Below are 14,456 nucleotides of genomic sequence, written 5' to 3'. Positions count from 1 at the left end.
CCAACCCAAGAGCCAGGCAGAGATAGGCAAGGGACTTTTGTTTTTTAGGGAATAAATGTGCTAACAACCTCATACGGTCTGAGGCCACTGCTGCGTGGCGCCTTGGCGCTGCTTGCGCTCGGCCTCTCGACAGGCGCCCTCGCCTCCCATCCCACCAGTTTCAACCAGGCCAAGAAGGTCGCACGTAGTATTTACAGCGACACGCTTCCGGCCAAGAGCTTCTACTGTGGCTGCGACATCAGCATCTCAGGCAAGCTATGGCAGCCCGACTTCGAGCGCTGCGGGTACCAGGTGCGTAAACAGGAGAAGCGCGCCAAGCGCATCGAGTGGGAACACATAGTCCCCGCCTGGGAGTTTGGCCATCAGCGTCAGTGCTGGCAAGAAGGCGGCCGTAAAAACTGCGGCAAGACAGACAAGCAGTTTAAGAAGATGGAGAGCGACCTGCATAACCTGGTACCCGCCATCGGCGAGGTCAACGGCGATCGCAGTAATTACCGTTTCAGCCAGTGGAACGCCAAGGCTGAACAATATGGTCAGTGCGCCATGGTAGTCGACTTCAAGGGCAGAAAGGTGGAACCGCCGAGCCAGACGCGTGGTCAGATAGCCCGCACCTATCTCTACATGCAACAGGCCTATGGCCTCAAGATCGCCAAAAGTCAGCTAAAACTGTTTCAGGCATGGGATAAAAGCTATCCAGTTGATACTATTGAGTGCCAACGAGACCAGGCCATCGCCGCCAGACAGGGCAACCACAACCCCTTTGTTCAGGCACAGTGCCAAAAACTGACCGAAACCCAGCGTATCGCGGAGTAATGCATGAGAATTCCAAGGATCTATCAGCCCGGCGACTATGCCCCTCAACAGCAGCTGATGCTGGATGAAGAGGCCGCCGGCCATGTCGGGCGCGTCTTGCGCATGGGCGCAGGCGAGCAGCTCGAGCTGTTTAATGGCGACGGCCACAACTATCTGACCGAGATCGTCGCCGCCAGCAAGAAAAATGTCGAAGTGCGGGTCCTATCTAAGGAAGCCAACGACAACGAGTCCCCGCTTAACCTGCACCTGGGTCAGGTGATCTCCCGCGGCGATCGCATGGACTTCACCCTGCAGAAATCGGTCGAGCTGGGGGTCAATACTATTACGCCACTGTTTTCCGAACGTTGCGGTGTCAAACTGACCGGCGAGCGTCTGGAGAAGAAGATACAGCAGTGGCAGAAGATAGTGATCAGCGCGTGCGAGCAGTCCGGTCGCAGCACTGTGCCCCAGGTGAGACCGGCGATGCATTTGGCCGATTGGTGCGCGGAGCCAACCCAGGCGCTAAAGCTTAATCTTCACCCAAGGGCCGCCCACGGCATTCAGGGGTTGACGATGGCGACCGACAGGGTGCGTCTGTTGATCGGCCCGGAGGGCGGCTTGTCGCCCCAAGAGATCGCCATGACGGAAACCCAGACCTTCACCGACGTGCTGCTCGGCCCGCGTGTGCTGCGCACCGAGACCGCCGCCCTGACGGCTATTAGCGCACTACAACTGAAATTCGGCGATCTGGGCTAAAGGCCCGGCTCCCTTCGCATTAATATAAGGAAAGATGAGATGATTAAGCTTGGCATAGTGATGGATCCCATCAGCGACATTAACATCAAGAAAGACTCCAGCTTCGCCATGCTGTTGGCGGCCCAGTCGCGAGGCTATCAGCTCTATTATATGGAGATGCAAGATCTGGCCATGATAAACGGCGTAGCCATGGGTAACATGCGTCGCCTGAGGGTGAAGCAAGACCCTGCCTCCTGGTATGAATTGGACGACGCCGTCGATACGCCGCTGGCGGATCTGGACGTTATCCTGATGCGCAAGGACCCGCCATTCGATACCGAGTTTGTCTACGCCACCTATATGCTGGAGCGCGCCGAGGAGCAAGGCACACTGATCGTCAACAAGCCCCAGAGCCTGCGCGACGCCAACGAGAAGCTGTTTACCGCCTGGTTCAGCGAGTTTACCCCAGACACCCTGGTGACCCGTGATGCTCAGCGCATCCGCGCCTTCTATCAGGAGAAGGCCGATATCATTCTTAAGCCGCTCGACGGCATGGGCGGCAGCTCAATCTTTAGGGTCAAGGCGCAGGATCCTAACCTTGGGGTGATCATCGAGACCCTCACCAATCATGGTCAGCAATATGCCATGGCCCAGGCCTTCATTCCCGATATCACCGCCGGCGACAAGCGTATTCTGGTGGTCGATGGCGTACCCGTACCCTACAGCCTGGCACGCATCCCACAGAAGGGCGAAACCCGAGGTAACCTGGCCGCCGGTGGTCGCGGAGTGGCTCAGCCCCTGTCCGAGAGCGACTGGGCCATCGCCAACGCCATAGGCCCTGAGCTGAAGAAGCGTGGCCTGATCTTCGTCGGCCTGGATGTGATCGGCGATAAGCTCACCGAGATCAATGTGACCAGCCCTACCTGTATCAGAGAGATCGAGGCCGCCTTCGACGTGGATATCACTGGCATGCTGATGGATGCCATCGAGGCGCGTGTCGCCCGTTAAACTGGAGCCAAGATGAAGTTCACCCGTTTATGTAACCTGCTCTGCCTGAGTGCCGCCCTGGTATCGGGCAGCCTCTGGGCCGAAAACCTACTTGGCCCGCAGACGGCGCCGAGTCGTCCCAAGAACATCGTCATCATGGTGGGCGATGGCATGGGCCCTGCCTACACTAGTGCCTATCGCTACTATCAGGACAACCCAAGCACCCAGGAGATAGAGCAGACGGTGTTTGACCGACTGTTAGTAGGTAACGCCAGCACCTATCCGGCGCCCGTCAGCGGCTATGTCACCGACTCGGCCGCCGCCGCGACCGCCCTGGCGACGGGGGTAAAAACCTATAATGGTGCCGTATCGGTCGATACCAATAAGCGCCCGGTACCTACCCTGCTTGAGCTGGCGAAAAAGCGCGGCATGAGCACGGGCGTCACAGTCACCAGCCAGATCAACCACGCCACCCCGGCCGCCTTCCTAAGCAACAACGAGAGTCGCCGCAACTATGAGGCACTGGCCGAGAGCTACCTCAATACCGAGGCAGATGTGATGCTTGGCGGCGGTCAACGCTACTTCTCCGACAAGCTGATCAAGCAGTTCGAGGCTAAGGGTTACCAGGTACTCAAGGACGCCGCCCTGCTCGATAGCGTGACCCAGCCTAAGGTGATGGGCCTGTTCGCCGACGTGCAGCTGCCCTGGGCAATCGATGAGCCAGAGGCCAGACGCCTGAGTACCTTGACGGCCAAGGCGTTAGATCTCTTGTCACAGAATGACCAAGGCTTCGTGCTTCTGGTGGAAGGCAGCCTGATCGACTGGGCTGGCCACAACAACGATATCGCCACCGCCATGGCCGAGATGCATGAGTTTGCCGGCGCCATCGAGGTGGTCGAGCAATACGTACGCCAGCATCAAGACACCCTCTTGGTAGTTACCGCCGACCATAACACCGGCGGCCTCTCTATCGGTACCCATGGCGACTATCGCTGGGACAGTCAGGTGCTGCGCCAGGTTAGTGCCAGCCCAGCACGCATCGCCAGCCAGGCGCTGGCCGAGGATGAATGGCAGAGCGGCGTAAGCGGCGCCCTGGGCTTTACCCCAAGCGGTGAAGAATTTAGTGCACTGGATAGTGCCCGGATGCAGGGCGAGAAGGTGTTGACCAGCCAGCTTAAGAAGCTTATCGACCAGCGCTCGAATACCGGCTGGACCACGGGAGGACACACGGGTGTCGACGTGCAGGTGTTCGCCGCCGGCCCGGCCTCGTCACTGTTCGCCGGCCACCAGGACAATACCGATATCGCCCATAAGCTGATCAGCCTGCTGCCTAAGCCCGCTAAGGCTAAGCCAGCGAGTGTTCTGCCAGCAGAGCCTGAAACAATCGAATCACCTAAAACAGAGGCGCCCGAAACGGCGCCGCTAGAGGCCGAGGAAAAGGCTGAAACCACAGCCCAGGACATCGCTGCCATGAACACCTCTGCCCAAGCTGATGTGGAGGCGCAAGCGGCTGAACTGTCTGCAAAGGTGCAATCGACGGCCAGTGAGCCCGATGCCAAGGAGGCATTTCAACAGGCAAGCGAGCTGCTTAGCGAGGGCGCCGAGAGTCAGTCTGCCGCCCCCGTCTCTGAGGTGGATAACCAAGACTAATGCCATCCTCCAGGCTTGTCTCTACCACCAGACTTGTCTCTGCCACCAGATTAGCCCCAGCCCCCTGATTAGCCCCAGTCCCCTGATTAACCTCAGGCGCCAGGCTAGCCCCCCTGCCTGACCAGCTTAGGTTGGGGAGCCTGGCTGATGGGCCAGAGGCGAGTCTCCTCTATCTCCTGCAACACCACAAACACAGATGCCACATCCAGCGGGCGAGAGAAGTAATATCCCTGACCCAGTTCACAGCGCTGACAACTCAAACATTCGGCCTGCTGCTGTGTCTCTATCCCCTCGGCCACCACCTCACGTCCGAGGTTATGAGCCAGCTCGATAACCGTAGTGATGATATGGGTATCGGCCTCACCGTCGAGCACGTTGGCGGTGAAACAGCGATCTATCTTCAACAGGTCGAAGGGCAACTGCTTAAGATAGCTCAGCGAGGAGTAACCCGTGCCAAAGTCGTCGATGGCGATCCTTACCCCCAGCGCCTTGAGGGATGCCATGGCCGCCATTGCCTGCTCCACCTGCTCGATCACGCTCTCCTCCGTCACCTCTAACACTAGTGAGCCCGCCGAGATCTGCTGCGCCTCTACTTCCTGGCGTACCACGGTAAGCAGGTCGGCGGCCAGGAAGTGCTTGGCCGACAGGTTGACCGCGATATAGAGGTCGTCCCATCCGGCGGAATTCAGCCGGGCAATTAACTCGGACGCCTTGCGGATCACATAGTTACCCACCTCGATGATCGCCTCACTGTTTTCGATATCGGGAATAAACTCCCCCGGCATGATGAGCCCGCGTTCGGGATGAAACCAGCGGATCAGCGCCTCAAATCCCCGCAGACGCCCAGACGGGAGTTCGACTATGGGCTGGAGGAAGAGCACCAGCTGCTCCTCGTTGATGGCGGTCCCTATGCTCTGTTCTATCATGAGGCGGTTATTGGCCTGATGTAGCATCTCCTCGCTAAACACCCGGTAGTTACTGCGCCCGGCGCTCTTGGCCTGATACATGGCCAGATCCGCATGCTGGATCAGCTCCTCCGCACTGAGGCGAGAGGAGTTACAGTAGGCCAGGCCGATACTAGTGGTAACAATCAACTTGTGGCTGCCCAGCACCACTGGATGTTGCAGGGCAGAGAAGATCCTGTGGATCACATTGCTGACCTCCTGCTCGTCGTGTACCTGCCTGAGCAAGATCAGAAATTCATCGCCCCCCTGGCGAAATACGGTATCCATCTCACGCACGCTGTTTGTCAGCCTGGCCGCCACTATCTTGAGTAGCTCATCCCCCTGAATATGGCCCAGGGTATCGTTGATCCGTTTGAACTCATCGAGATCCAGAAACATGAGCACCACGCAATCTTCCTTACTGGCGATACAGGCGATGGCGGTCTGTAGCTCATGGTGAAGCATCGCCTTGTTGGGTAGGCCCGTAAGGGTATCTAGCATGGCCAGGCGCTCCAGCTCATGGGTGTACTCATCCACCTCATTTTCCATGCCCTGCATGTTATCGGCCAGCTGTCGCGTCGCCAGATGGATCAGATCCACCTCGTCGGGAAACAGCGAAGGCTTGCTAGGTAAACTGGCGCGCACGCTCGCAAAGTCGTGGTCGGCCAGCAGCGGCAAGAGGTTGGCATGGCGCGCCAGGCTGATCACAGGTGACCAGGCCACCAGCATCACCAACCCCGCCGCCAGGATCAGCCCCACCAACAGGGTAACGACCATCCCCAGCTGAAAGGTCGATAGCATCTGTTGCCACTGCCCCAGGCTCATCAGCACCACTATGGCGGGGGCATTTTCCACCTTATCCAGGGGGAAGGACCACACAGCCCAGTGGTTATCCTGATAGTTATAGACGCCGTCGCCCATAGAGATCTGCTGCCAGGAGTAGCTATCGGCCATGTGACGCAGCAGGGCGAAGCTGCTGGGGCGATTGCTGATACTGTAGAGGTGACGCCCCCACAGCGGGCCAGGCTCGGCATCGCCGGACTGAGCGCCCAATACCGCCAGCTCTATCGACTTGTCGGTGCGAAAGTGGCTGATCACCTCTGTGAGTGCCGACTCGAAGAAGAATAGATGGGGCCTACTGTTCACCAGCGTCGGTACCAGCACCTGGATAACGCAATCCTCGACGCAGACTACCCTGGAAGTCAGCTCAAATGAGGCCTCACTCTGCAACAGCCACCTGAGGTCGTCCTGAGAATGGGGCTCGCCCGCATGGGCCAGTCGCTCACCATCGAGCTGATACAGACCAAACCCCTTGAGATCCCAGTAGAGCTGTACGTCGGGCCAGTTCTCCGCCAGCAAGAGTTGATAGCCCTCGGCGCCATCATCACCCTTGGCATTGGCCACAAAGCCTAGCTGCATCGCCGCCTGCAGCGAATGCTCTACCGCTGTGTTCATGGAGAAGGAGAGAGACTGGGCCAGCTTATCCCGCTGGGCCTCGAGTAGCATCTTCTGTTGATTGAGTAGTTGCTGATAGGCCAAGGTACATATCACTCCCCCCACCAGCGTCAAAATAAGAATCACCGCGATAAGTAATTTCCACTTAATACTCAAGAAGCGATCGGGGTGATTCACTATCATGGCATCACCACTGGAACTTGTAGGATATTTCGATGGCAAACAGCGACCAATCCTTGTCCTGCACCGCCGGATTAGGCATCAAGATAGGGGTCACCCAGGCGGCGCCGCGTACCTTGTGATATTCCGCCGCCACCATCCAATCTTTCGCCGGTAACCAGCGCATGCCGAGCGTCCAGTCGTGGGCATAACCAAAGTAACCGGGCACCCCGCGCTCAACTAGCTTATCGCCGTCGGGATCGCTCTCATCAAGCACCTGATGATCGTAGCGAACAAACACCTCGACATCACTCGGCAGATAGCCACGGACATCCAGGTAATAGCCATAGCCCCTCACCTCATAAATCCCCAGCTCAGGGGGGACAAACACCCCGCCCACATATCGGTCCCAGTGCAGATACTCGCCGGTAAATTCGAGGAAGTTTACCCGGTACTGTGCCGACACTATCCAGTGCTTGGAACGCAGGCTGCCATCGCCGAAGGGACCGCCAAGATGGGATTGATAGCGACTCTCGGCATCGAAATAGGTGAGCCCTAGTCGCAGGCTATCGTCCTGATACTCGAGATCCGCCCCCCAATAGCCGTCGGCATCGAAGTGACCGAACTCCTCGGAGCCTACCACGTTGCGGGTTAGGTCGTCTGAGGTTTGCGCATCCCCAAGTGTCAGATGCCACTCGATCGAGCCGTCCAGCACGGGATGGCCACCAAATAGCTCGCCGCCGGTAATATGCAACAGGGCATCGCGAAGATAATCACTGTATACCGACTGTGGCAACAAGATCCCCGGCCGGGTGAAGGAGACGTCCCGGGTACTGGTATAGAAACCTGCCTCACTCTTAAACAGGCCACCTCTGGCCCCCACATAGCCCTGATCTAAGATGAACTTATACTCGGCAAACAGGTAGTCGGCACTCAGTCCCGACTCATCCAGGTTGCCCCACTGACGGTAACGTGCGGCGCCCGCCACCCGAAAATGTTCATCGGGCACCCAGGAGAGATGCAGCGCCGCCTCGGTGACATCAAATGCATCTCCCGACTCGCCGACGATAAATTCACTGCCATCGGCGGCAATATAACCCTGACCGACAAAACCATTGACCTGCCACTGACCGACCTGCGCCAACGCAGTGAAAGAGATGCACAGGGCCAGTGACATCCCAATCGCAAAGGCCAGCGGGCTTAGGCGTCTCAGACTTAAGTGACTAATGCTCGACTTCATCTTGTCCTCCTTGACGCTCGACACCTATCTCGACGGCGACCTCACCGCCTCCGGACACATAACCTATGGCACCGGGCGTATTTGCCACCCTCTCTCGCATCTCCACCTCCGAGTCTAAGGTGATCGGCCGCTCGCCTACTCCGGAAAACACCAGACGATCCCAGCGATGCCGCAGCACATAGGGCATAAGCTCCAATTGCTGATAACAAAACTCTTGATGTATGGGGGAATCGCTGGGGAGGATGAAAACCTGGATCTTCTGGCCGTCAGGCCAATAGAGCTTCTGCATGGCGAAGATTAATTTAAGATCTTTCGGGGTAATATCTATGCTCTCCACCGAGGCATTGACGATCACCTGAGCGGCAAATACATTCGCGCAACAAAGGCCCAGAAGGCACATCCATGTCGACAATCGCCGCATCCCCGCTCCTCTATCTCCTACCTACCCATGTCATGCGCCAAATCTCACATAACAAAGGAAATTTATCGTCTGATGAGATATAGCTTAGGCAAGAATCGGCGAACTGGCATAATAAATGTTACTGATAATATAGAGGCTTGGGCTATAATTGCCGCAAATTCCCCTTTGGCCTGTGGTTGCGCGTGTTATCTAATCCTTCTCAAGTCGTCCTAAGAAATATCGAACTGTTTGAATCAAAAAATGTTTTACTCATCAATCATGAGTGCGATCTTCTGGCGACGACCCTGTTGGAACATGCCACAAAAGTCACCACTTTGGCCCTGGATTTCAACCACTATCAGCATGTGCAAGGCCATGAAAACGCCCGCCTGCAATGCCATTTCGGCCATAAGCTGCCATCGGCGCAAACTTTCGATGTCGTGCTGCTCTTCTATCCTAAGTCCAAGAGCCTTAGCCCCTACCTGCTCAACCTGGCCGGGCGCCATCTTCTCCCCGGAGGCGATCTGGTGATCGTCGGCGAGAAGAAGGGCGGCATCCGCTCGATAGCCAAGCAAATGCCGGACTATTTCGACGCGGCCATTAAGCGTGACAACGCCCGTCACTGTATGCTCTATACCAGCACCTTGCAGAGCGAGGCCCCCGAGATAAACCTGAGTGATTGGGTCAAAGCGTATTCGCTGAGTACACCACAGGGCGAGCTGACCATCTGCAACCTGGTGGGCGTCTTTAGCGAGAAGCGACTCGACGAGGGCACAGAGCTGCTGCTTGAGCACCTGCCCACGCTCAAGGGACGAGTACTCGACTTTGGCTGCGGCGCCGGGGTGATCACCGCCGCCCTGCTCAAGGCCAATCCCGCCCTCGAACTCGAATGTGTCGACATCAATGCCATGGCTCTCGCCTCCTGCGAGCTAACCCTGGCGGCCAACGGCATGCAGGCCAAGGTCTATGCCTCCGATGGCTTAACGCAAACCCAAGGAATGTTTGACGCCATCATCTCCAACCCGCCGTTTCACGATGGACTGGACAGCACCACAGAGATCGCGACCCGCTTCGTGCAGCAGAGCGAGGCCCAGCTCAAGTCTGGTGGGATATGGCAGATAGTAGCCAACCGCCACCTGCCCTACAGTGACACCATAGCCCAGTTCTTCAAGACGGTGAATGTGACGGCCGAGAACAACAAATACAAGATCTACGCCAACCAAAAGGCGTAACTACTTTAAAAAGCACTGTTTAATCTGTTAGGGAAGGTGCGAACAAGTCGTCGCACAGCTCTGGCTTTGATAGCAGCGACAGTTCAAGGCATTCAACTGAGGGCATGCCGAGGCCTGCTGAAGTTGAATAACGCCGAAATGGTGTTGCTATCAAAGCCCCGCAGGGCGAGGCTTACAGCGGTATTTTCTGCGTTACAGTTCTTGCGAAGAACTAGGGCCATTCGCTGCAACTGTGCCTTGCATCTATCCACTTTATGCACACGCAGAGCAAGCACGGGACTTATTCGCACCTTCCTTAGTTATCGCCGGGATCACCCGGCTTTTGTCGTACAAGATCTCATTTCAATCATGCGCTTCATCTGCATCATAAAATAGGGCTTCATAGGTCAAACTTTATGCTGTTATACTCGGGAGAATACTAACTAAAATAATAATTAACCTGCGGAAACTTCTATGCTGGATCCTGGACTGATTGAACTGAGTAGTGACGGAAACTTAGCCGAATTTAAAGTCATTCCCAATACCCATGGCCCATTGACGGTGGACGCCATTCTCGAACTGCTCACCCTGCCCGAATTTTGCCAGCTTTATCCCCGTAAGAATGTTATCGAAAAGGCCGTCGCTCAGGTCAACAAGGTGATCGGCCAGGACGATGGCCAGTATGAACTCTTCTTCGAGATCGCCGAGCGCCGCGACGCCGAGATCGCCATCAGCCTCAGCGACGACAAGATGAGCGCCGAGATGACGCTCACCGCCCCCTGGGGTGGCAAGTCTCTGACGTTGCAAGATATCTTAAGAGCCCTCAAGACAGAGCAGATCAGCATGGGGCTGAGCAAGGTCAAGATTGAAGCCCTGCTCGCCAAGCTACCGACCCTGGCACCGGGAGAGAGCTGCAGCGAGGTGTTCGCCCACGGCAAGCCCGCCATCAATGGCACCAACGCCATCGTCGAGCGCAAGGTGCCACTGGCGAGGGAGCGTCTACTTCAGCCTCAGGAGCGCGCCGACGGCACGGTCGACATGCGCAACCTGGGTGAGATCATCATGGTCAAACCCAACGACAAGTTGATGATTAAGATCCCCGCGACCGAAGGCACCAAGGGCTACAACGTTCAGGGTGAGCCTTTGCTACCGATCGCCGGTAAAGATCTCCAACTCACCGCAGGCACAGGCACAGAGCAACTGGAATCCGACCCCAATGTATTGGTCGCCACCGTCGCCGGCCAGCCGGTAGAGACCAAGAGTGGCATGCAGGTCGATGATGTGCTGCAGATAAAAGATGTGGATATCGGCTACGGCAATGTCGACTTCAAGGGCAGTGTCCTAGTTACCGGCGACGTACATGAAGGCATGGTGGTCAAATCCACCGGCGATATTACCGTGATGGGATTTGTCGACTCGGCTCAGTTGATCGCCGATGGTGATATCACAGTTAGCAAGGGGGTTATTGGCCGCCAGCTCAAGGAAGATCAACTCTCCACCAAGCTCTCTGCCAAAGGGCAGATCTCGGCCCAGTTCGTCCAATACTCAGAGCTAAAGGCCGAAGGCGATATTCTGGTCACCAAGCAGCTACTGCACAGTCATACCCAGACCGCGGGGCACCTCATCGTCAGCGACGCCAATGGCCGCCGGGGCGATCTTGTGGGTGGTGTGGCCCAGGCCGACAAGGGTGTCAAGGCGGTGATCATTGGTGCCACGGCCGGTACCCGCACCGAGGTCTTCTGCGCCATGAAGCTTGGCGAGCTCAAAGAGGAACTCAAGCAGCTGGATCAGGGGATCAAACAGATGGTGGTGGCCAAACTCAACATAGAGGCCAGCCTCAACAAGCTGCCCCCTAAGGCAGAGTGGCAGGACGACGCTCTCATGGTCGAGCAGGTCAAGGGGATGCTGGAAGAGAAGCGCCGCATCACCCAGGAGTGGTCCCGCGAGGAGCAGGAGTTCAACGCCATTGAGCAGGAAGTGGAACGCTACTATCAGGAGTACCGCATCGAGGCCTGCAAACATATCTTCGCCAACGTCGAGCTACATATCGGCCCCGCCTTTAATCGCACCCAGCGTGAGCACGGCCCCTGCATAGTGGTCAACGAAGGCCAGGAGATCAGCTTCGACTACAGCAATCGCAAGTGATCGCAATCTATTAGCAGATCAACGAGGCCCGGCAAAATTGTCGGGCCTCTTTTCTTTGCCATGACTTTACAGGCATAATCCCCGCCAGATAGCGGTAACGGATAACGGAAAACAAGTGGAACTACTGAGAATAGACTGTTTAGGCAAAGAGTTGCGCCTCGAAGGCTCGCTGGCGGGCTGGCAACAACTCTTCTGGGACAATCAACTGGTGTCGGTCAAAGAGGCCAGTGCCGATAATCAGGGACTGAGAAACCATGAGTTCGAGTTAAGCCGCCATAACCCTCAAGATCAATCGGTACAGAAGATCCCCCTCACCCTGGAAGTGGATCTCATCTGGCAACCCTTTAGCCTCAACTATCGCCTGCTGAGCGAAGATGCCGTACTGAGCCAAGGTAGCCGTGACGCCAAAGACATAGAGCGTCAGACGCCCGTCACCCCGGTTAAGGCTTCGCAGAAACTGAGCCTGGTGGGCCTGGCCTCCCTGGGCTTTAAGCTGCTCAAGAGCGCCAAGGTGATTAAGGTTGTGCTGGCCGGTGCCAGCGTGGCCGCCTACTCCTGGCTCTTCTCCTTCGAATTTGCCCTGGCATTGATCGCCTGTCTCATGTTCCATGAGTACGGCCATATTCGCGCCATGAAGTATTTCGGCATGAAGACCAAGGGGATCTACCTCATCCCCTTCATGGGCGGGCTGGCGCTGAGCGACGAGAAGATCAACACCCGCTGGCAGGATGTGGTGATCTCTATCATGGGGCCTACCTTCGGCCTCCTGATGTCGATAGCCTCCCTGATCGCCTATTGGATCACAGACAACCCACTGTTTGCCGGGCTCGCCGCCTTCAACGCCCTCCTGAACCTGTTCAACCTGCTGCCCATATTGCCCCTGGACGGGGGGCATATTCTCAAGAGCATCAGCTTCTCCATGAACAGTCTGATGGGGCTGATTGCCTGCGTGGCGGGCGCCGCCATCGGCGTCTTTATCAGCTACAGCCTGGGACTGGCGCTACTGGGCTTCCTGCTCCTCATCGGCAGCCTGGAGATCGTCTTCGAATGGAAGACACGCCATCAGAGTCACCTGCTGCCGCTGGACAGATACGGCCAGGTGTTTTCAGCCATCTGGTACCTGCTGACCGTCGGCGCATTGATCGCCATCATCTGGTACCTGGCCGGCAGCGGCGACGACATGCTTGGCCTACCGCTCAAGATCTTGCAAAGCTAGTCCTCTGATCTTTGCATCATCATTTAAAATACTGCCTCGCTCTTTTAGATGAGAGCCGAGGCAGGCAACCAGATCAACGAGACAATACAACATCCACATGCGTCTCCCATTTGTAAGGCCCTCCAATCCATTAATCTGTCGAATCAGACAATAGGGAATAGCTCTGAGACAACATGCCAAAAGCCTTCTTTCTAACCCGAAAAACGCTCAAAAAACATCCTCACCATCCTGTCCCTCTTTTTTTATACCTTTTTATAGTTAACTTTTTACGACAGCGATTATCGCTTTACCCCAAGATACTAAAAACTTTTCCAGGTAATCAATATTGTTTTTCAAGGCAAAAATCATATAAAAAAACAGTACACACAACTAAATTAAGTAGCACTTTTTAATCTTTATTAGGGTAGATGCCAATCCAATACACAAATTTATCCATTAAATTTGTTGTCGTCTCTATACCATGATAAAAATGAATAAATATCTCGAATTGCCTTCTCTTTATGAACATAGACAAACTCGATTATCAGTCACTGATCATTTTCGAATCCATAAGCCGTCACCTGAATGCCGGTTTGGTCGCTAACGAACTAGGCATAAGCATCTCCTCCGTTAGTCGCCATCTGGGCATCCTGCGTGACATTTTCAAAGATGTGCTTTTCATTCGTCGAGCACAAGGATTTGTTTTATCTGATAAGGCTGTTCAACTCCTTCCTTATATCAAACAGTTGCTACATGATTATCAGGTAATTAAACATAACCATATTCATTTCAACCCACTTACAGCAAAGGGTCACTTTAAGATCTACGCCTATAATGAGTTTACCTATGTGATAAACAAGGTAATCAACCAACAAATATTACCTCAGGCGCCTAACTTAACCTTCGAAGTACGCACCCTTTCCAGCGATTGTAGCCGCGCTATCGAGCATGGTGAAATAGATTTCGCAGTGGTATATGAAAACTTTAAAGATCACAAAATAATTCACGAAATGTTATCACCGACGGAGGAGCTTTTTTTAATAGCCAAGGAAGGACATGCAGTATTTTCAGAGGAGTTTACCTTGGCCAACTTATGCCAATATGATTATTTCACATTGGATAATTATAATGACCTAAATCAGCCCCTAATAGAACAACTCGCTAAACAGCAGGGAATAGCTGTGAATGTGGTCGGTGCCACCGACAATATCGCCGCCCTGAGTCGCCATATTCTCGATGGGCGCGCTATTTCCATGAGCTGCAACGTTTTTACCCGTGAGTTTTATTCGCTGGTCAAGGGAATACAAACCGCCCCCCTTCCGAGAGAGCTCACCGAGCAATTACTCGCACAAATCAATGTCGGACGGACAGTTGGCAATTACCTCATCTACTCGGAGATTAACCAGTCACCTACCCACCACTGGCTGAAACAACAATTATTTACGCACTTAAGCGAAGAGTGGCAACTGGCCATGGGTCGTTAAAAAGAAAAACTCTATTTATCAAAGATCCGGATAAATAGAGTATCTAGGTAAAGTCTTTG

At 55.1% G+C, this 14,456-nt stretch carries 10 protein-coding genes and 1 pseudogene; 8 read left to right on the top strand and 3 right to left on the bottom strand.

From position 1 onward, the window contains the following. The first annotated feature begins 87 nt into the window (after positions 1-87). From L1D43_RS00775 to L1D43_RS00760, 4 genes and pseudogenes are all read left to right on the top strand, one after another. Positions 88-813, top strand: a complete 726-nt coding sequence (locus L1D43_RS00775) for an endonuclease (protein ID WP_239851006.1) — start codon at positions 88-90, stop codon at positions 811-813. Between the two features lie 3 nt (positions 814-816). Continuing rightward, on the top strand, positions 817-1,548 hold the full coding sequence (gene rsmE, locus L1D43_RS00770) for a 16S rRNA (uracil(1498)-N(3))-methyltransferase (RefSeq protein ID WP_041510001.1): 732 nt from the start codon (positions 817-819) through the stop codon (positions 1,546-1,548). A gap of 39 nt (positions 1,549-1,587) precedes the next feature. Next, on the top strand, positions 1,588-2,535 hold the full coding sequence (gshB, locus tag L1D43_RS00765) for a glutathione synthase (RefSeq protein ID WP_239849554.1): 948 nt from the start codon (positions 1,588-1,590) through the stop codon (positions 2,533-2,535). Between the two features lie 12 nt (positions 2,536-2,547). After that, a pseudogene (locus L1D43_RS00760) lies at positions 2,548-3,852 on the top strand (alkaline phosphatase); the annotation flags it as partial. 416 nt (positions 3,853-4,268) lie between these two features. On the opposite strand, the gene L1D43_RS00755 reads toward L1D43_RS00760, so the two are convergent. The 3 genes from L1D43_RS00755 to L1D43_RS00745 are packed head-to-tail and all read right to left on the bottom strand — an operon-like array spanning position 4,269 to position 8,383. Then, positions 4,269-6,746, bottom strand: coding sequence for a GGDEF domain-containing phosphodiesterase (locus L1D43_RS00755; protein WP_239849553.1), 2,478 nt, complete (start codon positions 6,744-6,746; stop codon positions 4,269-4,271). A 4-nt stretch (positions 6,747-6,750) separates the two neighbouring features. Beyond that, positions 6,751-7,962 (bottom strand): hypothetical protein, encoded by a 1,212-nt coding sequence (locus L1D43_RS00750; protein ID WP_239849552.1) that lies wholly within the window; start codon positions 7,960-7,962, stop codon positions 6,751-6,753. Next, positions 7,946-8,383: a hypothetical protein gene (locus L1D43_RS00745; protein WP_239849551.1), complete on the bottom strand. Its 438-nt coding sequence runs from the start codon at positions 8,381-8,383 to the stop codon at positions 7,946-7,948. Before L1D43_RS00745 ends, L1D43_RS00750 begins: the two co-directional genes overlap by 17 nt. A 182-nt stretch (positions 8,384-8,565) precedes the next feature. Here L1D43_RS00745 and L1D43_RS00740 point away from each other — a divergent pair, with 182 nt between their 5' ends. From L1D43_RS00740 to L1D43_RS00725, 4 genes are all read left to right on the top strand, one after another. After that, positions 8,566-9,594, top strand: a complete 1,029-nt coding sequence (locus L1D43_RS00740) for a class I SAM-dependent methyltransferase (protein WP_239849550.1) — start codon at positions 8,566-8,568, stop codon at positions 9,592-9,594. A 453-nt stretch (positions 9,595-10,047) separates the two neighbouring features. Next, positions 10,048-11,718, top strand: a complete 1,671-nt coding sequence (locus L1D43_RS00735; protein ID WP_239849549.1) for a FapA family protein — start codon at positions 10,048-10,050, stop codon at positions 11,716-11,718. Between the two features lie 115 nt (positions 11,719-11,833). Then, positions 11,834-12,934 (top strand): site-2 protease family protein, encoded by a 1,101-nt coding sequence (locus L1D43_RS00730; RefSeq protein WP_239849548.1) that lies wholly within the window; start codon positions 11,834-11,836, stop codon positions 12,932-12,934. A gap of 500 nt (positions 12,935-13,434) precedes the next feature. Next, positions 13,435-14,397: a LysR family transcriptional regulator gene (locus L1D43_RS00725; protein ID WP_239849547.1), complete on the top strand. Its 963-nt coding sequence runs from the start codon at positions 13,435-13,437 to the stop codon at positions 14,395-14,397. Positions 14,398-14,456: the final 59 nt, after the last annotated feature.

The organism is Shewanella sp. Isolate8 (genome assembly GCF_022398495.1).
Classification (GTDB): Bacteria; Pseudomonadota; Gammaproteobacteria; order Enterobacterales; family Shewanellaceae; genus Shewanella; species Shewanella aquimarina.
The sequence above is the reverse complement of the archived record's forward strand: the minus strand, read 5'-3'. Positions and strand labels throughout refer to the sequence as shown.